This window comes from Rhodovibrio salinarum DSM 9154, from assembly GCF_000515255.1.
Classification (GTDB): Bacteria; Pseudomonadota; Alphaproteobacteria; order Kiloniellales; family Rhodovibrionaceae; genus Rhodovibrio; species Rhodovibrio salinarum.
The window spans coordinates 2,523,435-2,545,936 of sequence record NZ_KI911559.1 but is presented as its reverse complement, the minus strand read 5'-3'; the positions used below and the strand labels follow the sequence as shown (position 1 = coordinate 2,545,936).

Sequence of the window (22,502 nt, the reverse complement as noted above, 5' to 3'; positions counted from 1 at the left end):
CCATGTCGGCGGGTGGGGGTCTCACCCAGCCTCCGCCCCAGGTCTAATGTACGGTCGATGCCGGCGTGCTCCAAGCCGTCGACGCCGTGACGAACGGCCGCTCACAGCAGGAATTGAAAGAAAAGAGGCTTCGCGGACGCCAAGCCGCGAAGCCTCCCATGTGCGCTGCACTGTCATGTGCGCGTAATACGTGTCCGGCCGGCCAACGCTTACACGGCTCAGGATTGATCGCCGTCCTGATTTTGCGCGCCTGTATCGGTCTCGGCTTCCTGTTCACGCATTTCCTCGAGCGAGACCCCCTCACCTTCGGACTCGTCGCTGGCCGAGGCGTCCGTGCCTTCCGCACCGGCGTCGACACCCGCTGGGCGCAGTTCTTCGGCCATCTGTGCGCTGGCCTCGAGTTCGCCTTCCAGGGCGTCGAACTCGGGCACGTCTTCGTCCTGGTCTTCGCGGGCCGCGTACTTCTGCTGGCTCTGGATCAGGCTGTCTTCGAGCTCGTCCAGCGCGATCGTGCTGTCGGCGATCTCGCGCAGCGCAACGACCGGGTTCTTGTCGCGGTCACGGTCCACGGTGAGCTGGGCCCCAGCGGAGACGTTGCGCGCCCGCTGGGCGGCCATCATCACCAGTTGGAAGCGGTTGGGGATGCGGATGATGCAGTCTTCGACCGTTACGCGCGCCATGGCGTCGCTGTCTCCTGAAGCCGGATGTTCGGGAAATGTCTATCGTGCGTTATATGGTGCGCGCCCCGTGGTTTCAAGACTCCGCCTGGGTGTCCGGTATCTTGCGGCAGCTCTGATCGGCTGGCAGGGCGGCCAGAAGTGTGTCGATGTGTGTGCCGGTTGCTGGATGACGCCAATCGGGTGCGATTTCCTTCAGCGGCATCAAGACGAAGGCGCGCGCGTGTAGGCGTGGATGCGGCAGAACCGGCCAGTCGTCTGACGCACTTACCCGACCGCCGGCATCGATCAGGTCCAGATCGACAGCACGCGGAGCGTTAGCGATCGACCGCACCCGGCCCAGCTCGGCTTCCAAAGCGTGCAGGGTCTCAAGGAGCGGACCTGGGTCAGGCGTTGCGTCCAGACGCACGACGGCGTTGATGAACCAGGGCTGATCGCTCATCGGAACCGGGGCACTCTCGTACCAGCTGGAGCGTGCGGCGACCGGCAGCCCGCGCTCCGCCATCAGCGCCAATGCGGCCGTCAGCGTGGCCTTCGGCGGGCCGAAGCGCTCCGAGGCAAGGTTGGCCCCGAGGGCGATATAAGAAATCATGACAATGACACCCAGCCGTCTGCCTTAACTGTCTTGCGTGGCATGGCCAATCCAGCTACGCCCTCATACAGGGAGGTGGATTAACGCGTCCCAAGTAGATGTCTGTGCCTTAGCGCGTCGACATCGCCTCAGAAAACCCTTTGCTGTTTAAGGATTCCTAGATGCACTTTTATCATTCGGAGAAGACCGCGCTCTTTATCGACGGCGCCAACCTCTATCAGACGGCCCGGGCGCTCGGCTTCGACATCGATTACCGTCGTCTTTTGGAGCTGTTCGCCAACGAAAGCCGGCTGGTGCGTGCATTCTACTATACCGCTCTGGTCGAGGATCAGGAGTACTCTCCGATCCGTCCCTTGGTCGATTGGCTGGATTACAACGGCTATACCATGGTTACCAAGCCGACCAAGGAGTTCACGGACTCCTCGGGGCGGCGCAAGACCAAGGGGAATATGGATATCGAGCTTGCAATCGACATGCTCGAGATCTCCAACTACCTCGATCACGTCGTGCTGTTCTCTGGCGATGGCGACTTCCGCCGCTTGATCGAGGCGGTGCAGCGCAAGGCGGTGCGCACCACGATCATCTCGACGATACGCACCTCGCCGCCGATGATCGCCGACGAACTGCGCCGGGCGGCTGACACCTTCATCGACCTGGAGACGCTGCGCCAGGATATCGAGCGGATTCACACCTCCCCGCCGGACGAGCGGCGGCGGAACCGGCCGCCGCGCGATATGGACGACCTGCCGGACGACGACGAAGACTACAACCGCTAATCCTCAGGTCTGCCGCCGATATGTTCGATATCCAGCCGCCGGAGCCACCGGCCGACTGCCAGCTTTGTCCGCGCTTGGCAGAGTTCCGCGCGTATAACCGCCAACGTCATCCCGACTTCCTCAACGCGCCCGTGGCGTCGTTCGGCGACCTCGATGCGCAAGTCCTGGTGGTCGGCCTCGCCCCGGGTCTGAAGGGCGCGAACCGCACCGGCCGACCGTTCACTGGTGATTGGGCGGGCGATCTGCTTTACCCCACGTTGGTCGAGGTCGGCTTCGCCCGTGGAACCTTCGGCGCCAACCCGAACGATGGGCTGGAACTGGTCGATTGCCGGATCACCAACGCGGTGAAGTGCGTGCCGCCGGAAAACAAGCCCACGACGCAGGAGATCAAGACCTGCCGATCGACCTTTCTGGAGGGCGAAATCGCCGCGATGGGCCGATTGCGCGCTGTTTTGGCGCTGGGCAAGATCGCCCACGATACGCTGCTGGTTGCGCGCGGTCTGCGCCAAAGCCACTACCGCTTCGCGCACGGCGCCTGGCACGTGTTGCCCGATGGCCTGATCCTGGCCGACAGCTACCACTGCTCGCGCTACAACACCAACACGGGCCGCCTGACGCCCGAGATGTTTCGAGAGGTACTTGGCCGGCTGGCGCGGGAACTGGCCTGATCCGGATCGGGCTAGTCCCGTCCGGTCCCGAACGCTTTGTGCAACACGGTGGAGCCGACCGGAATCTCTAAGCGCTCGGTGGTGCCGCCGCGTAACTCCAACACCGCCTTGACGCGTTGGCCGGAGGAGATCGGGCGTCTGGATTGCGGCACCGTGCGTTCGGCGATGCGGACGACTTCCCCGTTCGGTTTGATGAACAGCATGTCGAGCGGGATGTAGGTGTTGGCCATCCACATCGCATGCAGCCCGACCCGGTCGTACAGGAACAGCATGCCGTGGTCGCCGGCCATCTCGCGGCGGTACATCAGGCCGCGGGTGCGCTGCTGGTCGGTCAGCGCAAGCTCCACCGTGAACTCGTGCACATCGCCCGAGGGCGTGCGGATTGCGAGTGTATCCGTCTTGAACTCCACCGCTGAGGCGGGGGCAACGAAAGCGGTCAGAAGGGCGATGGCCAGGACCAGCGGGCGCAGCACGGCAGTCTCCTCATCAACAAGCGGTATCGTGGACCGGTGATGCCGCGAGGGCCGCGGCGACGGCCTCCCGCACGGCTGGCCGCAGCGGGCCGCGCCGTGGCGGATCGGCGAGCGCGGTGAACCACGACTCCGGCGGGTTGCGTCCCCGACTATGCCGCCAGGAAAGGCCGCGCAACACCCGTTCGGCTTCCGGGGTCACGCGCGCTGGAATCTCAAAGCCGTTCAGGACTGCCCAGAAGCCCGCCCATGTCCGCCCGACCGACCAGGGATTGTAGCCGCCACCGCCTAGCATCAAGGTGCGTGGCGCCAGGTCCATGACTGAACGGACGACCCGCCACAGCGCGGTATTGGACAGACCAAGCCGGCTCAAGGGATCGTCGGCGCAGGCATCGCTGCCGCCTTGGATCACGATGGCCTCCGGCTCGAAAGCGTCGATTAGTGGCAATACCGCGGCTTCCAGGACGTAGGCCATCTCATCGTCGTTGAAGTCGGGCGGCACTGGGATGTTGCGCGCCGCGCCGCCAGCAATGTCGCGGGCGGAACCTTTGACCGTCCCGTCGGCGGCCGTCGCCATTGGCCAGCGACCGTCCTCATGCACCGAGATCATCAGCACGCGTGGATCTCCGTGCAGGGCGTCCTGAACCCCATCGGCGTGGTGCGCATCGGTATCGAGGTAGAGCACCCGACTCAGCCCACTATCGAGCAGGGTCAAAAGCGCCAACACCGGATCATTGAAGTAGCAGAAGCCACTCGCCCGGTCGCGTTGGCCGTGGTGTGTTCCGCCAGCGGGGCTGTGCACCTTGCCCGGCCGGTCCAGTAACATCCGCGCGGCCAGGATCGAGCCGCCCGCCGCCGTTGCCGGGCGGCGGAACATTTCTGGGAAAATCGGATTACCGCGCGCCCCCAGGTCGTGACGGGCGCGCACCTCTGCGCTGGTGTGCTGGGTGCGTTCGGCTGCCTGGACCGCGGCGATGTAGGCCGGGTCGTGGAAGCGCGCCAACTGCTGGTGCGTGGCCAGCGGACTGTCGTGGTAGACGTTCTCCGGCAGCCAGCCCATTGCCCGGCATAGATCGATACAGGTGGATACCCGCGGGATCGACAGCGGATGCTTGGTGCCATAGCTGGAATGGCGATAGATCTCGCTGCCGATGAATTGCGGCGTGCACGCCTCTTGTCCGCTCGACATTTGGGCGGCAGGCTGGGGAAGTGGCGCATCGTGCATGGCGCACATGATGGTAAGGCCTATGCGCAGTACGGCAAGCCGAGCGCCACGAGACGCGTGAATTTCACCGGGGGAGCCGCGAGCCATGGAGCGGCTGAGAGGTCCCGTAGGGCGGGACGACCCCTTAACCTGATCCGGTTCGTACCGGCGTAGGGAGAGTGTGCATTGACCCAGTCAGACTGGCCCGCAGACGCCCTGGGCGGCGTCTGCGCCCGCCCCTTTTCCAACCTTCACACGCAAGCTCAGGCTCCCCGACAACCGGCCGCGCCGGGCGTGCGGGTACGCGGCGCCCACCTCGCCTTCGCCGGTGTGCAGCTGTTCGACCGCCTCGACCTGGACCTGCCGGCTGGGGAGATCACCTGCCTGTTGGGCCCGAGCGGGGTCGGCAAGACCAGCCTGTTGCGCCTGATCGCCGGGCTGGCAGACGCTGCCGGCGGCGACGTGAGCGACGGGCATGGCACCCCGCTGCAGGGGCGCATCGCCTATATGGCGCAGCAGGACCTGCTGCTGCCCTGGCTGTCGGCGCGTGCCAACGTTCTGTTGGGTCCTCGGCTGCGCGGTGAGACGGTCACGTGTGCGTTGCGGGCTCAGGCCGATGCGTTGCTCGACCGCGTCGGCTTGGGGAACGCTGCCGGCGCCCGCCCGAGTGAGCTGTCCGGGGGCATGCGCCAGCGGGTCGCCCTCGCCCGTACATTGATGGAGGACCGCCCGGTCGTCCTGATGGACGAGCCGTTCGCCGGTCTGGATGCGATCACCCGCTACGAGTTACAGGCGCTGGCCGCCGAGCTGCTGGCCGATCGCACGGTACTGCTGGTGACCCACGACCCGCTGGAAGCGCTGCGCCTGGGCCACAGGCTTCGTGTCATGGCGGGCCGGCCGGCGCGGCTCGACGACAGCGTGGCCGGACCACCTGGCGTGCCGCCGCGCCCCGCAGAGCAGGTTGCAGACCGACAGGGCCAGCTGCTGGACCGGCTGGCCGCTGCCAAACGCGCGCAGCAGGAGGTGGCCGATGTCTGAAGCCACGCTCCGTTTCGTGCGTCCAATGGCGATTTTCGCAGGGCTGCTCGTGTTCTGGCAGGGCGTGCAGTGGGTGAGTCAGGCGCCCGCCTACATTCTGCCCGGCCCTGTCGCGGTCGGCGAGGTGTTGTTTACGCGGTGGTCGCAGTTGGCGAACCACGCCTGGGTCACGTTCGCCGAAATCCTGATGGGGCTCACCCTCGGCCTGACGCTCGGTACAATGAGTGCGCTGGTGATCGCCAGCTTCCGAACGATGCGCCGCTGGCTGTTGCCGGTGCTCGTCGTCAGCCAAGCCATTCCGGTCTTTGCGTTGGCACCGATTCTGGTCGTCTGGCTGGGCTACGGCATGGCGAGCAAGGTGGTGATGGCCACACTGATTATCTACTTCCCGGTGACCAGCGCCTTTTTCGACGGTCTGCGCCGGACCGAGCCGGGATGGCTCGACCTCGCCCGTACGATGGGGGGCGGACGCGCGCGCGTCCTCTGGCACATGCGGGTTCCGGCCGCCCTACCCGCCCTCGGTTCAGGGCTGCGCGTGGCGACCGCCGTGGCGCCGATCGGCGCGGTGGTCGGGGAATGGGTCGGATCAAGCGCCGGGCTGGGCTATCTGATGCTGCAGGCGAACGCGCGCATGCAGGTCGATATCATGTTTGCCGCGCTGTTCGTGCTCGCCGTCTTTGCGGTGACGCTCTACTTCGCGGTCGACCAACTGGTTCGTCGTGCGGTTCCCTGGCAAGCAGAGGAACGATAACGCTGCTGCGCGGAACGCGGAAAGCCGAGCGTCAGCTTCGGCGTGTCGGTTCGTGCGGGGCGTCGTCGGGAAGATGGCCGGCGAGCGTGCGGGTGCCGCGGTCGTACTTGCCCTCAAGTTCGTCCAGCTCGGTCCCTTTCCACAGCGGCACGCCCGACAGGTAGGCAGCCCGGCCCAGCAGGTGTGCGGCAACCGGTGTGGTGGCGATCAGGAACAAAACGGCTGCGACTGCGCGCAGCACCACGTCCAGGGTGTCGGCCTGCACGGCGACCGCCAGCAGCAACAAGCCGGAGCCGAGTGTGCCGGCCTTGGTCGCCGCGTGCATGCGGATATAAACGTCGGGCATGCGGACCAACCCGATTGCGGCTACAAACACGAAGAGCGAGCCGATCAGAATCATCACCCCGGCGATGATCTCGCTGACAGGCGTCATCACCCAATCCTCCACTTGGCAGCGCGCATTCGCTAGCGCTCCTTCGCCCGGTCGGCGGCGTCGTAGCCGTGATCCAGCTCGCTTCCGCGCGTTTCGATCAGCCGGGCAAAGAACACGGTCGCCAGAAAGGCGACCAAGCCGAGGGCGAGCGCGATCTCCAGGTACAAGACATCGCCCGTGGCGATCACGCGCAGGCCGACGATGCCCATCGCGAGGACAGTCAGCAGATCGAGGGCGACCACCCGGTCGGCCAGACTCGGTCCCTTGATCAGTCGAACGAAGGTCAGGAGCAGCGAGACGCCGATCAAGACCACGGCGATCGCGACCGCGGCTTCCAAAAACCCGGTAACTTCGCTGAATGGGTTCATTGCAGCGCCTTTTGGATCGGGTCCTCGAAGGTTCGCTTCATATCGCGTTTTTCCGCCTCGGCATCCTGAGTGTCCATGGTGTGGACGTAGAGCGTGCTACGGTCTTCGGACACGTCGAGCGACAGCGTGCCAGGCGTCAACGAGATCAGGTTAGCGAACAGGGTGATGCCGAGGTCGTGCTTGGTGTCCAGAGGCACCGCCACGATCGCCGAGCGGAACTTGAGCCCGGGGCGCAGCACCAGGATCGCCACCGTGGCGGCCGAAGCGATCAGTTCCCAGAGGAAGATCCCGGCCAGGCGTAGAATCCGCCACGGCCGGCGGAAGTAGGTATCTTCACCCCACATCCGGCAGGGCAGCCACAGCGCCAGGAATGCCAATACGTAACCAACCGCGAGATTGAGCAGCGAGAAGGCGCCAGTGGCGAGCGACCAGCCAAGAGCGAGCACGACGTTGAGGACGAACACGTTGAGCCGTGCGGTGGGCGGCACCTCCACCGTTTCGGCGTCGCTCGCCGAGGCGTTCCCGTTAAAGCCGCGTTCGGGATCTCGGTCCGTCATGCGCCCTCCCCTCCCAGCACGGTGGTGACGTAGGGCTGATGATTGATCAATTCGTCGGCGGCGCGTTCGGATAGGGTTAGAAGCGGCTGCGCGAACAGGCCAATCAGCAGCGTGGCCAGCGCGAGCGCGGCGACTGGCAGCAGGGTCAGGCGCTGCTCACTGCGGCTCATTTCGCCCGTTTCGAGGATTCCAGGCCCCGCAGCTGCGACCGTATGCTCTGGCTGCGTTTTCCAGAACGCAAGCGCCCAGACCTTCGCCATCGAATAAAGGGTCAACAGGCCGGTCACCAGGGCTGCCGCCGCGACGACATAGGCGTCGGTCGCGAGCGACGCCTTTACCAGGATCACCTTAGGCCAGAAGCCGGAGAGTGGCGGCACGCCGGCAAGCGACATCGCCACGAAGAAGAACAGCACCGCGATCCAGGGATGCTTCTGGTACAGACCGCCCAGGTTCGTCAGACCCGGTGCGCCGGCAATGCGCTGGGCCACGCCGGCAACCATGAACAGGGCCGACATCACGATAATGTGGTGCACCGTGTAGTAGAGCGCGCCGGCCAGACCGAGCGCGGTCCCCAGGCCGACACCGGCCAAAATAAAGCCGATACCGCTCACCAGGTTGAAGGACAGCACCCGGCGCACATCGTCCTGCGTGATCGCGCCCAGGATGCCGACCAGCATGGTCGCGATCCCTACCACCAGCAGAACGGTGTAGGCGAACTCCTGGCTTGCCGTGAAGACGAGCGAAAACACCCTGATCAGCGCGTAGACTCCGACCTTGGTCAGAAGCGCGGCGAACACCGCGGAGATCGCGGCGGCCGGCGTGTGGTAGCTGGCCGGAAGCCAAAAATAGAGCGGGAATACCGCTGCCTTCATCCCGAAAGCGAGCAGGAACAGGGCTGCGATCGCGGTCAGCAGGCCCTGGTCGGGATGGTTGGGCACCACGCGCGCCAGATCCGCCAGGTTCAGCGTCCCGACGACGCCATACAGCAGACCGATCGCGATCAGCATCAGCGTGGTCGCCAGCAGATTGAGGATCACGTACTTCACGCCGCCGTCGACCTGCTCGCGCTCGCCGCCCAGGGTCAGCAGCCCGAACGAGGCGATCACCATGACCTCGAACCAGACGTACATATTGAAAATGTCGCCGGTCATGAATGCCCCGCCGACCCCGGTCAGCAGCGCCTGGAACAGCGGATGAAAGCCAGCGTTCTCCCGCTCGGCCCCGATGTCCCCCAGGCTATAGATGGCAACCCCGAGGCCGATCAGGGCCGCCAGGCTTGCCATCGTTACAGACAGCGTGTCCGCGACGAAGGTGATGCCGAACGGCGCTGGCCAGTCGCCGGCCTGGACGGAGACGATGCCGGTTGTCCAGACCTCCCGGAACAGCGCCAGGACGCCCGCCGCGAGCACGCCGGTCCCGAGCAGCGAGACGATCCGCTGCAGATCCGGCCGGCTCCAGAAAAGCAGGCACAGCGAGGCCGTCAGGATCGGGACCAGAATCGGCCAGAACAGCAGCCAGTGGGTCATTCCGCAGTCTCACGCAAGCGGGCGGGATGGGCGTCCGGCTGCCGGCCGGCGGCGCCGCTCGGCACATTCTGGTCCGGGTATGGCGGCTCTGCCAGGCGCATCGCGTCGATGTCGACCGTGCGCATCGTGGCGTAGGCGCGGTAACTCAGCACCAGTGCGAAGGCGAGCAGCGAGAAACCGATCACGATCGCGGTCAGGATGAGCGCCTGCGGCAAGGGGTTGGCGATGACGCCCTCCGGCACCTTGACCCCTTCGGGCACGATCGGCGGAGCGTTTCGGGTCACCCGACCGCTCGTGAAGATCAGCAGGTTGGCCGCGTTGGACAGGATCGCGAGACCCAACATGACCCGGATCAGGTCGCGCGCCAGGATCAGGAAGACCGCGCAGGCGAACAGGATGCCGACCGCGATGGCGAGGATGCTTTCCATGTCAGTCGCGCGCCTCCTCCAGCTCCAGGGCGATCGTGCTGAGCGCGCCCACGACGACGAGGTAGACACCGATGTCGAACAGCAGCGGTGTCGACAGCGCCACCTTGGCCTCGATGCCCAGCTTGGGGATGTACCAAAGCCCGGTCAGGAACGGCAGCCCGTGGATCGCGGACAGCAGGCCCGACAGCGCGGCGAAGAACAGCCCGGCCCCAGCGATCGACAGGCCCGAAGTGCGCAGACCGTGACGTGCCCAGCTGCTGCCGAAGGAGACCGAATAGAGGATGATACCGCTGGCCGCGATCAATCCGCCGATGAACCCGCCGCCCGGCTCGTTGTGGCCGCGGTAGAGGATGTAGATCGAGAACATCAGGATCAGGCTGGTCAGGATCCGGGTCGCGGTATGCAGGATAATCGAGTTCACGCCTCACCTCCCGGCATGTCGCCCGAGTCCGTCCGCTGCGCTGGCTGGATCGATGCCCGGGCTGCCTTGCGCCGCGATAGCGTTAAGCGCAGCAGTCCGAAACAGGACAGACCGGCCACCGTGACCACGAAGATCTCGCCCAGCGTATCCAGTGCACGGAAGTCGACCAGGATCACGTTGACGATGTTGTGGCCATGGGCAACCGGCACGGAGTTCTCGATGAAGAACTCGCTGAGCCGCAGGTCGAGCGGTCCTTGCGTTGTCGTCAGCAGTACCAGGCTGACCGCGGTGCCGACCGCAATGGCGATCAGGCCGTCGCGAAGCCGACCGGCCCGGGTCCGCAAGGCACTAACTTCCAGCGGCACGCGCATCAACACCAGCACCAGGATGACCACCGTCAGGGTCTCCACCATGAACTGCGTGAACGCGAGATCCGGCGCGGAGAAGATTAGGAACAACAGGGCGACCGCGTAGCCGACGACACTAACGGCCGCGACCGCCGCAACGCGGCTAAACACGATCGTTGCCACGATTGCACCACCGATCAGGAGCGCGAGCGCGATCACCTCTGGCAGGAGCAGCGTGGGCGAACGGAAGTCGGTTGGCAGCCCCCCAACCCAGATCAGGGTCCCGAGGATGAATGCGGCGGCGACGAGGAAGGTCGCCATCAGATAGTGGCGTAGGTAGCCGGTTTGCTGCACCCGCGTGACGGCGTAAGCCAGTCGTTCGAGGCCCGTTATGGTCTGGTCGTAGCCGTGGTCCGGTCCCCAGCCGATCGCACGCAAGATGGCGGCGATCCCGGCGCGCATCTGCGGCCAGAAGACAAAACCGAGCGCGCCCAGGGCCAGGGTTGCAAGTGACAGAATCAGGGGCGGTTTGATGCCGTGCCAGAGGTACAGTTCCGCCGCCTGGTCGCCGACCGGCAGTCCGTTCAAGCTCGCCATCACGGGCGCGGCGACGAACTCGGCGGTGAGCGGAAAGGCGACACCGCAGAACAACCCGAGTGCGGCCAGCAAGACCGGCCCCACGAGCATCGACACCGGCGCTTCGTGAGGATGGTGCGGGGTCGATTTGTGCGAACTCAGGAACGGGCGCAGCCCGACGATCCCGGCGGCGACCACGTTGAAGGCGTTGCCGAATACCGCCGCGACTGTCACCAGAACAACGCCCGTCGCGCCGACATGGAGCGTGGCCTCGTACATCACCTCCTTGGCGATGAAGCCGACGAACGGGATGATCCCCGCCATCGACAGGCCGAGCAGGACGGCTGCGGCGAAAGTCGCCGGCATCGGCCGCGCCAGGCCGCCCAGGCGCGTGGCGTCACGGGTGCCGGTGCCGTGGTCGATCGCGCCGGCGACCATGAACAGACCGCCCTTGTAGAAGGCGTGCGTGATCAGGAACAGCGCCATCGCCTTGAAGGCGTAGTCGCCGCCGAGCCCGATCAGCATGGTCAAGATGCCAAGACCGGCCACGGTGGTATAGGCGAGTACCAGCTTGAGGTCGCTCTGGCGCATCGCCAGGATGCCGCCGACCAGCATGGTGACCGCGCCGAAAACCACCAACGCATAGAACCACAGCTCCGTGCCCCCAAGCCCGGGGCTGAGCCGAGCCAGCAGATAGACGCCGGCCTTTACCATCGTCGAGCTATGCAGGTAAGCGCTGACCGGGGTCGGCGCTTCCATCGCATTGGGCAACCAGAAGTGCAGCGGGAACTGCGCCGATTTCGAGAAGGCGCCCAGCAGTACCAGAATCGTCATCGGCACGTAGAGCGCCGAAGACGTCAGGACCTCGGGACTACCCAGAATCTCGGACAGCTCGGTCGTCCCCGTGACCGCGGCCATGATCAGCAGACCCGCCAGCAGCGCCAGTCCGCCACCGCCGGTGACCACCAGGGCCTGCATCGCCGCGCGGCGCGACTTCGCCTCGGTGTGGTTGAAACCGATCAGCAGGAACGAGGTGATCGAGGTCAGCTCCCAGAAGACGAACAGCGTGATCACGTTGTCCGCCAGCACGAGCCCCAGCATCGAGCCCATGAACGAGAGCAGGTAGAGGAAGAACCGGCCGAGGTGATGGTGCCCGTGCAGGTAACCGCCGGTGTACAGCACGATGAAGGTGCCGATCCCGGTGATCAGCAAGGCGAAGATCAGGCTGAGCCCGTCCAGGTAGAACGACAGCGTAACGTCCAGCCCCGGCACCCATTCGCTGGCGACGCGAACGGTGTTGCCCGCTGCGATCGTCGGCAGGAACTGCGCGAAATAGGCGAACAATGCGGCTGGCAACAGTGCCAGCAGCCAGTGCACGTACGCACCCAACCTCCGGGTCAGCCATGGCGCCAGCGCGCCCAACACGAACCCGGATATGACGGCAGATGACATCATGGTCGGCTGACGGCCTCGCCTTTCGGTTCGGTTGTTGTCATGAGGTCGTCGGACCTGCCCCCTTGAAGCCCGCAACCTACTGATCAGCGCAACCCGCACGCAAGCGATTCCGGTTGGGCTTGATTTTGTCCATCCCATGCAAGGCGTTTGCGCCCGCCCGAATGCTGAATGTCGCGTTCTGGTCGCAAATATCGCTTCAACGTCGTTCTAAACGCGTAATGCGTTAACAAGCGGACTGCCCTACGGTCCTTTGCATACGTGCGCATTCCGAGTCCCCTCTCGTGCGACCCGCCGGCGCTATCTGCAATGGAGATTAAAACGGTGTCGTCTACCGACCACCGCGACCCCCCGGTGGTGATTACAGCTGGCCTCACCTGGTGCATCGCCGCGGGCGTGCATGTCCTCGAACATATGCAGCTTCCTGTGGAGATCATTCCCGCAGAGAGCGACCATATCGTTGCAGAACGGCTTCAAGCGGATCCGAGTTCCGCCGTGATCTATGTTTGCGGCGCAGCCAGTCCACGGCATTTCCAAGGGCTCGAACGTCTGCGCGGCGAACACCCACACGCCCACCTGATCGCTGCGAGCCCGGAACCGGACCTGGATGTGGCTCAGTATGTCCGCGCGCTCGGCCTGCTTGGCTATATGCACTTCGATGCCGGGCGCGACGACACGATGGAGGTGATCCGGCGTGTGCGGGCGGGCGAACGTGCCTATCTGCCGACCGAGCGGCCACCCGCGCCACCGGCCCCGCAACTCGATGATCCCGAACTGGAGCGTCGCGCCCGGCGCCTGACCCGGCGCGAACGGCAGGTCATGGAGCTTCTTGGCAAGGGCTACGCCAACCGGGATATCGCCGAAACCCTTGGTCTGCGCGAGGGCACGATCCGAATTTACGTCCACCGGGTGATCCGCCAGCTGGGCATGCGAAACCGCGTGGATGTCGCGCTGTGCGCCAGTCGCATGAACGACCCGGCATGAGCACATGAGGGGCTGCTCTTCTGCCCCGGATTGTCACTAAGATCGTCTCGGCGTGATCGCTAAGCCGTGAACCGGCCTTAGTTGCGTCCCACGCAGGTTGTCTTTACCTTCCGCTTTATAAACTGGTCTGTTTGGCGTGCCTTTGTGTGGCAAACTTGCTTGCCGAATGGAGAATGCCGGCGTGCGCCCATCATTGAAGCCGCAGTCGAACAATGCGAGCCGTGGGCGCCCGTCGATCAAAAAAATTAAAAACCTGGGGAGGTTCACGCTATGACTGCTTTCCGCAAGCTGACCGTCGGGCTTGCCGGTTTGGCCGCGTGTGCAATCACAGCACCGGTCTCGGCAGCCGACGATGCGCAGTTCGACGGCACCATCACGCTGGGTGCCGCGATTTCCCTCACCGGCAAGTACTCCACGAACGGTGGGCACACCAAGAACGGCTACGACATGGCCGTCGACCGCATCAATTCGATGGGCGGCGTCGAAGTCGGCGACAAGACCTATAAGCTTGAGGTCACTTACTACGACGACGAGTCCACGCCGGCACGTGGCGCACAGCTCGCCGAGCGGCTGATCCAGCAGGACGGCGTGAAGTTCGTCCTGGGCCCCTACTCGTCCGGTATGACCAAGGCGATCGCCCCGGTCACCGAGCAGTACGGCGTGCCGATGGTGGAAGCGAACGGCGCTTCCCGTTCGCTGTTCACACAGGGGTACGAGTACCTGTTCGCCGTGCTGTCGACCAGCGAGCAGTATCTCGCGAGCGCGGTTCAGCTGCGCGCGGAACTGGCGGAGAAGGACGGCATGGACCCGTCCGAGATGACCATCGCCGGTGTTTTCGAAAACGACCCCTTCAGCCAGGATATCCGCGCCGGCGTGATTGCCGACGCCGAAGAGCACGGCATGGAACTGGTGGTCGACGACAAGCTGCCGCCGGAGATCAACGACATGTCCTCGACGCTGATCAAAGTGAAGGCGAAGAGCCCGGACATGATGGTCGTCTCCGGCCACTCCAAGGGCGCGGCCCTGGCGATCCGGCAGATGTCCGAAATGCGCGTCGACGTACCGATGCTGGCGATGACCCACTGCGACAGCGCGCAGATCATCCAGAAGTTCGGCGACAAGGCTGAATACACGCTGTGCGCCAGCCAGTGGGCGCCGTCGCTGACCTACAGCGACGATTATTTCGGTTCGGCCAGCGATTTCGCAGCGGACTTCGAGGCGCGTTATGACTATGCGCCGCCGTATCAGTCGGCGGAATCCGCAGCGGCCGTGCTGGTCTACAAGGACGCCTTCGAGCGGGCGGGCAGCCTGGACAAGAAGGCGGTGCGTGACGCCCTGCAGGCGACCGATCTGATGACCTTCTACGGCCCGGTGAACTTCGACGACACCGGCAAGAACACCGCCAAGCCGATGGTGCTCTACCAGGTTCAGGACGGCGAATATAAGGTCGTTGCTCCGACCGAGTATGCCAGCGCCGAGGTGCGTTACCCGATGCCGAAGTGGTCCGAGCGTTAAGCGCTTTAAACTGCTCCGCCGGGTGACCGGTGCTCGGTGTGGACCACCCCGCCGGCCCCCTTTTACCCGCCGTAATGCGATGCGGTCCCCCGTACGTTGCCTGAGGCATACGGAGGGCTGCGTTGCGCGCACAAGGACGCCGTGACCTGAGAAATGGATAACCTGTCCCTTCTGCTGCAGGCACCGCCGCTCGCTCTTCAACTGGTAATCGAAGGCATTCTGCTGGGCGGCGTGTTCGCACTCGCCGCTTACGGGATGGCGCTCGTCTGGGGCGTCATGAACATCATCAACATTGTACAGGGCGAATGGGTCATGCTGGGCGGCTTCGTCGCCTTCGCGCTTAGTCAGTGGGGCCTGCCCACCCTGCTCGGCATCCCTGTCGCCGCCGCCGTGCTGTTCGCGATCGGCTGGCTAGCCTATCAGACGATTATCTTCCGGGTTGTCGATCGTGACCTGTTCACCTCGATCCTGGCCACCTTCGGACTGTCGATCCTGTTTCAGCAGCTGATGAACCAGATCTTCGGCTCTGACGTGCGTACGCTCGAGAGCGGCCTGGGGAGCTGGTACTTCTTCAATTCGATGGTCTCGATCAGCCAGACCAAGGTGCTGGGCTTCGTGCTGGCGGGTGTGATCGCGGTGGTGCTGACGGTCTTCATGCGTTCCTCGCGCATGGGCCAGGCGATCCGCGCCACCGCCCAGAACCCACGGGCCGCACGCATCCTAGGGATCGACACCGATCGGGTGTATGCCTTTACCTACGGCCTGAACGCGGCCGTATGCGGCGCGGCCGGCGCGATCGTGGTGATGGCCTTCACCATCCACCCCTACCAGGGTCTGATCTATACGGTGCGCTCCTTCACCATCGTGGTGGTCGCCGGTCTAGGGAATCTGCCGGGGGTGATCGCGTCCTCCTTCGGCCTCGGCGTGGCCGAGCAGTTCGCCGGTTTCATGTTGGGCGCGGAATACCAGAACGCGTTCGTGTTCTTGCTGCTGGTGGTGATTTTGGTGGTGCGCAACCTGCGTCTGCAGCGCAAGCGGGAGGTGCTGAGATGACCGCGCCGTCGCGCGGCTTTGCCAGGGGCACGACAGTGCGCCTGACCGGCGGCTACGGCGCCCTGCTCGCCATTTCGATCGCTGCGCCGCTGGTGTTTCCGGCGTTCACGACCCAGTTCGCCTTCCTTTGGGTGCTCGTCGTCATCGCGCTGTGTTGGAACGTGATGGGCGGCGAGATGGGTTATAACTCGTTCGGTAACATCGTCTTCTTCGGCGTCGGCATGTATGCGACCTCGGTCGTGCAGGTCGGTCTCTACGCCGACGTCGCCGCCTATACCGCCGCCAAGGGAGGATTGGAGCTGCAGCTGACGGCGAGCCAGTACTTCATCGGTCTGGCCGCCGGCATGGTCGCAGGCGCGCTCCTCTCGGTCGTGCTCGCGGGCGTCCTGGGTCTCGGCATGCTGGGGCTCCGGGGGCACTATTTCGCCATCGGCACCTTGGGCCTTGGCATCGCGGCGGCGGAACTTGCGGCCGGTTGGGATTGGATCGGGGCGGGTTCCGGCATGGTGCCGCCGCAGTTCCCGGGCAGCTTCGACCGCACCCAGGTGTTCTACTACATCGCCTTCGTGCTTACGGTGGCGACCTTCTTCACGCTCAAGCGCCTGCGCCGCGGCCGGTTCGGTCTCGCCCTCAACGCGATCCGCGACGACGAGGACAAGGCGGAGGCGATGGGCCTGCACACCACCCGCTACAAGACGGTGGCCTGGTGCGTCAGCGCCTTCTTCACCGCCTTCGCCGGCGGCATCGTGGGCAACATCGTCGGCTTCATCGATCCCCGTACGGTCGCCTTCGCCGGCGTCACCTACGGCGTGTGGATGGTCCTGATGACCGTGCTCGGCGGCAAGGGCACGCTTTGGGGCCCGGTGGTGGGCGCGGCCGTCTTCCACGTCACCCAGGAACTGTTCTGGACCTACCTGCTCGGCTGGCAGCGGGTGGCGCTCGGCCTGCTGATCGTTCTGATCGTGGTGTTCTTCCCCAAAGGCATTGTCGGCTACCTCCGCGACAAGTGGCCGGAGAAATTCGGCTACACGGTCGACGAGAGCGCCGCCGTCAGCACGGATCCCGCCCAACAGGGAGGCAGCCGATGACCCCGCTGCTTCAGGTTAGTCATGTCTCCAAGTCGTTCGGCGGCATACGGGCGAACCAGGACATCTCCCTGCAGGTGGCCGACGGCGAGATCGTCGGAATCATCGGGCCGAACGGTTCGGGCAAGACCACGCTGTTCAATTCGATCGTCGGCTACCACCCGATCGACACAGGCTCGATCACATTCCGTGGCGAAGAGCTCTCCCGTTTGCGCGTGCCGCACATCGCCCGGCGCGGGTTGCTGCGCACCTTCCAGCAGACGCGCATCTACAAAAAGATGACCTGTGTCGAGAACATGCTGATCTCGCGCCCGCACACGAACGAGACGTTGGGCACGATGCTCGCCGACTTCGATGATGCGGACTACCAGGAAGCCTACGACCTGCTCGAACTGGTCGGCTTGTACGCCAAGCGCAACCTGCAGGCAGGCGAGCTGTCGTTCGGTCAGCAGAAGCTGCTCGAGTTCGCTATGGCGTTGATGAACAAGCCGAGAATGCTGCTGCTCGACGAGCCCACAGCCGGCATCAACCCGACGCTGATCAACGGCCTGCTGGAGCGACTGGTCTACGCCAACCGGGAACTCGGCATCACGCTGTTGGTGATCGAGCACAACATGCGCGTGATCATGTCGCTCGCCCAGCGGATCTACTGCCTGGCGCACGGCCAGATGCTGGCCGACGGCGACCCGGAGGCGGTGCGCGCCGATCCACGCGTGATCGACGCCTATTTGGGAGGCCAGTGATGGCGCAGCATAGCAGCACCGAACGCACCGGCCTGACCAGCGCGCTGTCGGTTGACGAGGTCGCCCGACAGGCTCGGCAGTTGTCCGAGAATGCCCCGGACAGGACGCGCCTGAAGGAGTTGTGCCGGGGGGAGCCGCATCTGGAGATCGCAGGCCTGACCGCCGGGTACGGCAAGATGGAGATTCTGCACGACCTCGATCTAATGGTCGGCTCGGGCCAGTCGCTCTGCCTGATCGGGCCGAACGGTGCGGGCAAATCGACCGTGCTGCATTCGGTGTTCGGCTTCACCAACATCTTCGATGGTGCGGTCAAGGTGCAGGGACGCGATGTGACGCGTCTTTCGCCCAAGGATAAGCTGGCCCGTGCGGGCATCGCTTACATCCTGCAGGACAATTCCGTGTTCCCCGACCTGAGCGTCGAGGAAAACCTGCTGATGGGTGGCTATCTTCTGGAGACGAAGAAGGAAGCCAAACAGGCGGCCGATCGGGTGTTCGAGAAATACCCGCGCCTGGCCGAGCGCAAGAACCAGCGCGCTGGGGTGTTGTCGGGTGGTGAGCGTCGGCTGCTGGAGATCAGCCGGGCGCTGGTTATGGACCCGTCGGTGTTGCTGGTCGACGAGCCGTCGATCGGCCTGGAACCTCGGTTCATCGAAATGGTCTTCCAGATTCTGGCCGACCTGAAGGAAACCGACGCAAAGACCATTCTGCTGGTCGAGCAGAACGCCAAGAAGGGTCTGGAGTTCGCCGACGTCGGCTACGTCCTGGTTGCCGGCCAGCTTGCTATGGCGGGTCCGGGTACCGATCTGCTGAACGATGACGAAGTCGCAAAACTGTTCCTGGGCGGCTGATCTTGCCCTTGCGGTGAAGGCGCAGAACGGACCCACAGCCATCACACCCGCGCGCTTGCGCCGCACCCCACCGCGCGCGTACAGCGTAGGGTAGGTTGACTTCAACGCTCTTTCACCTCCGGCGCTCTGGGCCGCGCTCTCCAAGACCCAGCGCGGTCCGCCGGCACCCGAACCGCTTTCGAGGAGACCCGCGCGATGGAATTGACCGGCGAGCACACCATCCAGGCCGACCGTCAGAAGGTCTGGGAGGCCCTGAACGATCCCGAGATCCTGAAGCAGTGCATCCCGGGCTGCGAGGAGATCGAGCAGTCCGACGACAACGAGTTCTCCGCGAAGGTCAAAGCCAAGGTCGGGCCGGTGAACTCGCGCTTCTCCGGCAAGGTGACCCTGTCCAACCTGAACCCGCCGGAAAGCTACACGATCTCCGGCGAGGGCAGCGGCGGTGCAGCGGGCTTCGCCAAGGGCGGTGCCGACGTCAAGCTGGAAGAGCTCGATGCGGAGCAGACCAAGCTGTCCTACAAGGTGGACGCCCAGGTCGGCGGCAAGTTGGCCCAGCTTGGCCAGCGACTGATCCAGTCGACGGCGAACAAGTACGCCAAACAGTTCTTCGACAAGTTTGAGGACATCGTTGGCGGCGGCGCAGCCGGCGAGACGGCCGGGGCGCAAGCTGACGCCGCGGCAGCTCAGGGGGAACAGAGCACGCCGGAGACCGGTTCGGCGCAGAAGGCCGAGTCCGATGCGGCGCACGCCGCTGCGCAGGCTGCCGGCACCTACCCGGAGACCGCCGGCGAAAACGCTCAGACCGCCCGGGACGATGCGCAGGCCAAGCAGGCTGCCCAGGCATCCCAGCAAGAGAAGGGCAAGGACGTGGGTACCCGCGACGACAAGATGATCGTCCCCTACCCTGTCTGGGTCGCGGGGTTGATTGCGGTGGTCATCGCGCTGCTCGCCATCTTTGCGTTGTGAGCACGCCCCAGGTCTGCAACCGCCGCACGCGCGCTTGACCTGCTATGGGGGCGCTCGCACACTCCAATACAGGCTAAGCTACAATCCCGGACAGTAAGCCGGGCAAGAATGAACGCGACAGGCCGGCCTGCCACCAAAGTCCAGGTGGGCCGGATGGGCCACATGAGGGAGGTAGGTATGCCCACCGTGACGATGACGGTGAACGGGCAGCAGGTCAGCCGAGAGGTCGACCCGCGCACACTGCTCGTGGATTTCCTGCGCAATGAATTGCATCTGACCGGCACGCACGTCGGCTGCGATACCAGTCAGTGCGGCGCTTGCGTCGTGCACGTCGACGGCACGTCGCAGAAGGCCTGCACCATGCTCGCGATGCAGGCCGATGGCTGTGAGATCACGACGATCGAAGGCCTGGCCAAGAACGGCGAGCTTCACCCCATGCAAGCCGCGTTCAAGGAACATCACGGACTGCAGTGCGGCTTTTGCACCCCCGGCATGGTGATGAGCGCGGTCGATCTGGTGCAGCGCAACCCCGATCCGAACGAACACGAGGTTCGGGAGTGGCTCGAGGGCAACATCTGCCGCTGCACGGGCTATCACAACATCGTCAAGGCGATTCAGCATGCCGCTAAGGACATGAGGGGGTGAGGTCATGCCGGACACAGGTGCCCAGCGCGTTCTGCGCAAGGAGGACAACCGCTTCCTGACCGGTCGCGGCCACTACACCGACGATTTCAACCGTCAGGGTCAGGCTTTTGGGGTGTTTGTGCGCTCCGAGATGGCGCATGCGCGGATCAAGAGCATCGACACCAGCCAGGCCGAACAGGCGCCGGGCGTGGTCGCGGTCTTTACCGGCAAGGATATGGAGGCCGACGGCGTCGGCTCGCTGCCTTGCGGCTGGACCGTCACCGATAAGCACGGCAATCCGCACAAGGCACCGCCTCACTGGCCGCTGGCGCGCGACAGGGTGCGCTACGTCGGCGACCACGTCGCCTTCGTGGTTGCGGAGACTGATGCCCAGGCGCGCGACGCCGCCGAGCTGGTCGAGGTCGACTACGAGCCGCTGGATGCGGTGGTCGAGACCGGCAAGGCGCTGAACGGCCCACAGGTCCATGACGAGGCGCCGGACAACCTCTGCTTCGATTGGGAGATCGGCGACAAGCAGGCGACCGACGACGCCTTCGCCAAGGCCGACCGCGTCTCAAAGATCGAGTTGGTCAACAACCGCCTGATCCCCAACGCGATCGAGCCGCGCGCGGCGATCGGCGAATACGATCCGGGGACCGACGAGTACACGCTCTACTCGACCAGTCAGAACCCGCATCTGCTGCGGCTGATCCTGTGCGCCTTCGTGCTCAACCTGCCAGAGCACAAGGTGCGCGTGGTCGCGCCGGACGTCGGCGGCGGGTTCGGCTCCAAGATCTACTGCTATGCCGAGGAAACGGTCTGCGTCTGGGCGTCGAAAAAGCTCAACGGCCGGCCGATCAAGTGGCTGGCTACCCGTACCGAAGCCTTCCAGGCCGATGCGCACGGCCGCGACCACATCACCACCGCCGAAATGGCGATGGACAAGGACGGCAAATTCCTGGGCATGCGGGTCGACACGCTGGCCAACCTGGGCGCCTACCTGTCCAACTTCGCCACCGCCGTGCCGACCTACCTCTACGGCACCTTGCTGGCCGGGCAGTACAAGACCCCCGCGATCCACGGCAATGTGAAGGCGGTGTTCACCAATACCGCCCCGGTCGACGCCTACCGCGGTGCCGGTCGTCCGGAAGCGACCTATGTCGTCGAGCGGCTGGTCGAGCGCTGTGCCCGGGACATGAACATGGACCCGGCGGAAATCCGGCGGCGCAACTTCGTCCAGCCGGACGAGTTCCCCTATCAGACGCCGGTCGCCCTGACCTACGACAGCGGCCAGTACGAGCTGGCGCTGGACGAAGCCTTGAAGATGATCGACTACCCGAACTTTGCCCAACGCCGGCAGGAGAGCGAGCGTAAGGGCAAGCTGCGCGGGATCGGCTTCTCCGCCTACATCGAGGCGTGCGGCATCGCGCCCTCGCAGGTGGTCGGCGCGCTCGGCGCTGGGGTTGGCCTATGGGAGAGTGCGCAGGTGCGCTTCAACGCCACCGGCTCGATCTCGGTCTTCACCGGCAGCCACAGCCACGGCCAGGGGCACGAGACGACCTTTGCCCAGATGGTCGCGGACAAGTTCGGTACCGATTACAACAACGTCGATATCGTCCACGGCGACACCGGCCGCATCCCGATGGGCATGGGCACCTACGGCTCGCGCTCGTTGGCGGTCGGCGGTTCGGCGATCCTGCGGGCCTGCGACAAGGTGGTTGAAAAGGGCAAGAAGATCGCCGCGCACATGCTGGAGGCGTCGGTCGACGACATCGAGTTCGACAGTGGCACTTTCCGCGTCGCTGGCACGGATAAGACCAAGTCGATCGGTGAGATCGCCTTCGCCGCCTACGTCCCGCACGACTTCCCGCAAGACGTGGAGCCGGGGCTGGACGAGACAGCCTTCTACGATCCCGCAAACTTTACCTACCCATCTGGCGTGCACATCGCCGAGATCGAAATCGATCCGGATACTGGCGAGACCGAGATCGCGGACTGGGTTGCCGTCGACGATTTCGGCCGGGTGATCAATCCGATGATCGTGGAAGGACAGGTGCACGGCGGCATCGCCCAGGGGGTCGGTCAGGCGCTGTTGGAGAATGCGGTCTATGACCCCGACAGTGGGCAGCTCGTGACCGGTTCCTACCAGGACTACACCATGCCGCGCGCGGACGACCTGCCCTCTTTCCGGGTCGGCATGACTGAAACCCCCTGCCCGCACAATCCGGTCGGTGCCAAGGGCTGCGGCGAGGCCGGCGCGATCGCCGCGCCGGCGGCGTTGATGAACGCCATCACCGACGCGCTCGGCACCGAGGAGATTCAGATGCCGGCAACCCGCGAGAAGGTCTGGCGCCTGGCGCAGCAGCGCCTGGCCCCGGCGGCCGAATAGGGAGGCGAAAG

24 protein-coding genes and 1 riboswitch are annotated in these 22,502 nt (G+C 64.8%); of the genes, 13 read left to right on the top strand and 11 right to left on the bottom strand.

From position 1 onward, the window contains the following. Window positions 1-218 precede the first annotated feature (218 nt). Together rpoZ and folK are read right to left on the bottom strand one after the other, a co-directional pair. Window positions 219-680 carry a DNA-directed RNA polymerase subunit omega gene (gene rpoZ / locus RHOSA_RS26070; RefSeq protein ID WP_027288831.1) on the bottom strand — a complete coding sequence of 154 codons (462 nt, stop codon included), beginning with the start codon at window positions 678-680 and terminating at the stop codon, window positions 219-221. A 73-nt stretch (window positions 681-753) separates the two neighbouring features. After that, window positions 754-1,269 carry a 2-amino-4-hydroxy-6-hydroxymethyldihydropteridine diphosphokinase gene (folK, locus tag RHOSA_RS0111785; protein WP_207140268.1) on the bottom strand — a complete coding sequence of 172 codons (516 nt, stop codon included), beginning with the start codon at window positions 1,267-1,269 and terminating at the stop codon, window positions 754-756. A gap of 161 nt (window positions 1,270-1,430) precedes the next feature. Between folK and RHOSA_RS0111780 the strand changes: the two genes are divergently transcribed. Continuing rightward, complete coding sequence (locus RHOSA_RS0111780) at window positions 1,431-2,045, top strand: LabA-like NYN domain-containing protein (protein ID WP_027288829.1); 615 nt, start codon at window positions 1,431-1,433, stop codon at window positions 2,043-2,045. 20 nt (window positions 2,046-2,065) lie between these two features. After that, entirely contained in the window at window positions 2,066-2,713 is a 648-nt protein-coding gene (locus tag RHOSA_RS0111775; RefSeq protein ID WP_027288828.1) for a uracil-DNA glycosylase, read from the top strand. Between the two features lie 11 nt (window positions 2,714-2,724). On the opposite strand, the gene RHOSA_RS0111770 is transcribed toward RHOSA_RS0111775, so the two are convergent. Beyond that, window positions 2,725-3,186, bottom strand: coding sequence for a DUF192 domain-containing protein (locus tag RHOSA_RS0111770; protein ID WP_200372030.1), 462 nt, complete (start codon window positions 3,184-3,186; stop codon window positions 2,725-2,727). Between the two features lie 13 nt (window positions 3,187-3,199). Next, complete coding sequence (locus tag RHOSA_RS22100; RefSeq protein WP_051432083.1) at window positions 3,200-4,372, bottom strand: acetoin utilization protein AcuC; 1,173 nt, start codon at window positions 4,370-4,372, stop codon at window positions 3,200-3,202. Window positions 4,373-4,467: 95 nt separating this feature from the next. Continuing rightward, window positions 4,468-4,582: riboswitch (TPP riboswitch) on the top strand. Between RHOSA_RS22100 and RHOSA_RS22095 the strand changes: the two genes are divergently transcribed. Together RHOSA_RS22095 and RHOSA_RS0111755 are read left to right on the top strand one after the other, a co-directional pair. Next, window positions 4,574-5,425, top strand: a complete 852-nt coding sequence (locus RHOSA_RS22095; RefSeq protein ID WP_215905003.1) for an ABC transporter ATP-binding protein — start codon at window positions 4,574-4,576, stop codon at window positions 5,423-5,425. Its footprint overlaps the riboswitch before it by 9 nt. Further along, a complete protein-coding gene (locus RHOSA_RS0111755) occupies window positions 5,418-6,176 on the top strand; it encodes an ABC transporter permease (protein ID WP_027288826.1) in 759 nt (252 codons plus the stop codon). Before RHOSA_RS22095 ends, RHOSA_RS0111755 begins: the two co-directional genes overlap by 8 nt. Before the next feature lie 31 nt (window positions 6,177-6,207). Here the strand turns inward: RHOSA_RS0111755 and mnhG are convergent, their stop codons facing one another. The 7 genes from mnhG to RHOSA_RS22080 are packed head-to-tail and all read right to left on the bottom strand — an operon-like array spanning window position 6,208 to window position 12,287. Next, window positions 6,208-6,609, bottom strand: a complete 402-nt coding sequence (mnhG, locus tag RHOSA_RS0111750; RefSeq protein ID WP_037258198.1) for a monovalent cation/H(+) antiporter subunit G — start codon at window positions 6,607-6,609, stop codon at window positions 6,208-6,210. Between the two features lie 32 nt (window positions 6,610-6,641). Beyond that, window positions 6,642-6,977, bottom strand: a complete 336-nt coding sequence (locus RHOSA_RS22090) for an MrpF/PhaF family protein (protein WP_051432081.1) — start codon at window positions 6,975-6,977, stop codon at window positions 6,642-6,644. Further along, on the bottom strand, window positions 6,974-7,534 hold the full coding sequence (locus RHOSA_RS0111740) for a Na+/H+ antiporter subunit E (protein ID WP_081728679.1): 561 nt from the start codon (window positions 7,532-7,534) through the stop codon (window positions 6,974-6,976). The genes RHOSA_RS22090 and RHOSA_RS0111740 overlap by 4 nt, the downstream gene beginning before the upstream one ends. Further along, a complete protein-coding gene (locus tag RHOSA_RS0111735; protein WP_027288823.1) occupies window positions 7,531-9,060 on the bottom strand; it encodes a Na+/H+ antiporter subunit D in 1,530 nt (509 codons plus the stop codon). Before RHOSA_RS0111735 ends, RHOSA_RS0111740 begins: the two co-directional genes overlap by 4 nt. Continuing rightward, window positions 9,057-9,488 carry a Na+/H+ antiporter subunit C gene (locus tag RHOSA_RS22085; protein WP_051432080.1) on the bottom strand — a complete coding sequence of 144 codons (432 nt, stop codon included), beginning with the start codon at window positions 9,486-9,488 and terminating at the stop codon, window positions 9,057-9,059. The genes RHOSA_RS0111735 and RHOSA_RS22085 overlap by 4 nt, the downstream gene beginning before the upstream one ends. Window position 9,489: 1 nt before the next feature. Then, window positions 9,490-9,909, bottom strand: a complete 420-nt coding sequence (locus RHOSA_RS0111725) for a Na+/H+ antiporter subunit B (RefSeq protein ID WP_027288822.1) — start codon at window positions 9,907-9,909, stop codon at window positions 9,490-9,492. Beyond that, window positions 9,906-12,287 carry a putative monovalent cation/H+ antiporter subunit A gene (locus RHOSA_RS22080; RefSeq protein WP_200372031.1) on the bottom strand — a complete coding sequence of 794 codons (2,382 nt, stop codon included), beginning with the start codon at window positions 12,285-12,287 and terminating at the stop codon, window positions 9,906-9,908. The genes RHOSA_RS0111725 and RHOSA_RS22080 overlap by 4 nt, the downstream gene beginning before the upstream one ends. A gap of 321 nt (window positions 12,288-12,608) precedes the next feature. Here RHOSA_RS22080 and RHOSA_RS24270 point away from each other — a divergent pair, with 321 nt between their 5' ends. From RHOSA_RS24270 to RHOSA_RS0111675, 9 genes are all read left to right on the top strand, one after another. Next, the gene (locus RHOSA_RS24270; protein ID WP_169816629.1) at window positions 12,609-13,268 is read left to right on the top strand and encodes a response regulator transcription factor; all 660 of its coding nucleotides are present in this window, start codon (window positions 12,609-12,611) and stop codon (window positions 13,266-13,268) included. Window positions 13,269-13,538: 270 nt separating this feature from the next. Then, window positions 13,539-14,783, top strand: a complete 1,245-nt coding sequence (locus RHOSA_RS0111710) for an amino acid ABC transporter substrate-binding protein (protein WP_027288821.1) — start codon at window positions 13,539-13,541, stop codon at window positions 14,781-14,783. Between the two features lie 153 nt (window positions 14,784-14,936). Next, window positions 14,937-15,836, top strand: coding sequence for a branched-chain amino acid ABC transporter permease (locus tag RHOSA_RS0111705; RefSeq protein WP_027288820.1), 900 nt, complete (start codon window positions 14,937-14,939; stop codon window positions 15,834-15,836). Further along, on the top strand, window positions 15,833-16,924 hold the full coding sequence (locus tag RHOSA_RS22070; protein ID WP_081728678.1) for a branched-chain amino acid ABC transporter permease: 1,092 nt from the start codon (window positions 15,833-15,835) through the stop codon (window positions 16,922-16,924). The genes RHOSA_RS0111705 and RHOSA_RS22070 overlap by 4 nt, the downstream gene beginning before the upstream one ends. Continuing rightward, window positions 16,921-17,664, top strand: coding sequence for an ABC transporter ATP-binding protein (locus tag RHOSA_RS0111695; protein ID WP_027288819.1), 744 nt, complete (start codon window positions 16,921-16,923; stop codon window positions 17,662-17,664). The genes RHOSA_RS22070 and RHOSA_RS0111695 overlap by 4 nt, the downstream gene beginning before the upstream one ends. Next, complete coding sequence (locus tag RHOSA_RS0111690) at window positions 17,664-18,512, top strand: ABC transporter ATP-binding protein (RefSeq protein ID WP_051432078.1); 849 nt, start codon at window positions 17,664-17,666, stop codon at window positions 18,510-18,512. Before RHOSA_RS0111695 ends, RHOSA_RS0111690 begins: the two co-directional genes overlap by 1 nt. Before the next feature lie 195 nt (window positions 18,513-18,707). After that, on the top strand, window positions 18,708-19,478 hold the full coding sequence (locus tag RHOSA_RS24765; protein ID WP_027288817.1) for an SRPBCC family protein: 771 nt from the start codon (window positions 18,708-18,710) through the stop codon (window positions 19,476-19,478). A gap of 177 nt (window positions 19,479-19,655) precedes the next feature. Next, complete coding sequence (locus tag RHOSA_RS0111680) at window positions 19,656-20,123, top strand: (2Fe-2S)-binding protein (protein WP_027288816.1); 468 nt, start codon at window positions 19,656-19,658, stop codon at window positions 20,121-20,123. A 4-nt stretch (window positions 20,124-20,127) separates the two neighbouring features. Further along, a complete protein-coding gene (locus RHOSA_RS0111675; protein ID WP_027288815.1) occupies window positions 20,128-22,491 on the top strand; it encodes a xanthine dehydrogenase family protein molybdopterin-binding subunit in 2,364 nt (787 codons plus the stop codon). Window positions 22,492-22,502 lie beyond the last annotated feature (11 nt).

Bases quoted from the DNA above. Each gene is read 5' to 3' on its own strand.
- rpoZ (WP_027288831.1), bottom strand. From the start codon at position 680: ATGGCGCGCGTAACGGTCGAAGACTGCATCATCCGCATCCCCAACCGC.
- folK (WP_207140268.1), bottom strand. From the start codon at position 1,269: ATGATTTCTTATATCGCCCTCGGGGCCAACCTTGCCTCGGAGCGCTTC.
- RHOSA_RS0111780 (WP_027288829.1), top strand. From the start codon at position 1,431: ATGCACTTTTATCATTCGGAGAAGACCGCGCTCTTTATCGACGGCGCC.
- RHOSA_RS0111775 (WP_027288828.1), top strand. From the start codon at position 2,066: ATGTTCGATATCCAGCCGCCGGAGCCACCGGCCGACTGCCAGCTTTGT.
- RHOSA_RS22100 (WP_051432083.1), bottom strand. From the start codon at position 4,372: ATGTCGAGCGGACAAGAGGCGTGCACGCCGCAATTCATCGGCAGCGAG.
- RHOSA_RS0111755 (WP_027288826.1), top strand. From the start codon at position 5,418: ATGTCTGAAGCCACGCTCCGTTTCGTGCGTCCAATGGCGATTTTCGCA.
- mnhG (WP_037258198.1), bottom strand. From the start codon at position 6,609: ATGACGCCTGTCAGCGAGATCATCGCCGGGGTGATGATTCTGATCGGC.
- RHOSA_RS22090 (WP_051432081.1), bottom strand. From the start codon at position 6,977: ATGAACCCATTCAGCGAAGTTACCGGGTTTTTGGAAGCCGCGGTCGCG.
- RHOSA_RS0111740 (WP_081728679.1), bottom strand. From the start codon at position 7,534: ATGACGGACCGAGATCCCGAACGCGGCTTTAACGGGAACGCCTCGGCG.
- RHOSA_RS0111735 (WP_027288823.1), bottom strand. From the start codon at position 9,060: ATGACCCACTGGCTGCTGTTCTGGCCGATTCTGGTCCCGATCCTGACG.
- RHOSA_RS22085 (WP_051432080.1), bottom strand. From the start codon at position 9,488: ATGGAAAGCATCCTCGCCATCGCGGTCGGCATCCTGTTCGCCTGCGCG.
- RHOSA_RS22080 (WP_200372031.1), bottom strand. From the start codon at position 12,287: ATGATGTCATCTGCCGTCATATCCGGGTTCGTGTTGGGCGCGCTGGCG.
- RHOSA_RS0111710 (WP_027288821.1), top strand. From the start codon at position 13,539: ATGACTGCTTTCCGCAAGCTGACCGTCGGGCTTGCCGGTTTGGCCGCG.
- RHOSA_RS0111705 (WP_027288820.1), top strand. From the start codon at position 14,937: ATGGATAACCTGTCCCTTCTGCTGCAGGCACCGCCGCTCGCTCTTCAA.
- RHOSA_RS22070 (WP_081728678.1), top strand. From the start codon at position 15,833: ATGACCGCGCCGTCGCGCGGCTTTGCCAGGGGCACGACAGTGCGCCTG.
- RHOSA_RS0111695 (WP_027288819.1), top strand. From the start codon at position 16,921: ATGACCCCGCTGCTTCAGGTTAGTCATGTCTCCAAGTCGTTCGGCGGC.
- RHOSA_RS0111690 (WP_051432078.1), top strand. From the start codon at position 17,664: ATGGCGCAGCATAGCAGCACCGAACGCACCGGCCTGACCAGCGCGCTG.
- RHOSA_RS24765 (WP_027288817.1), top strand. From the start codon at position 18,708: ATGGAATTGACCGGCGAGCACACCATCCAGGCCGACCGTCAGAAGGTC.
- RHOSA_RS0111680 (WP_027288816.1), top strand. From the start codon at position 19,656: ATGCCCACCGTGACGATGACGGTGAACGGGCAGCAGGTCAGCCGAGAG.
- RHOSA_RS0111675 (WP_027288815.1), top strand. From the start codon at position 20,128: ATGCCGGACACAGGTGCCCAGCGCGTTCTGCGCAAGGAGGACAACCGC.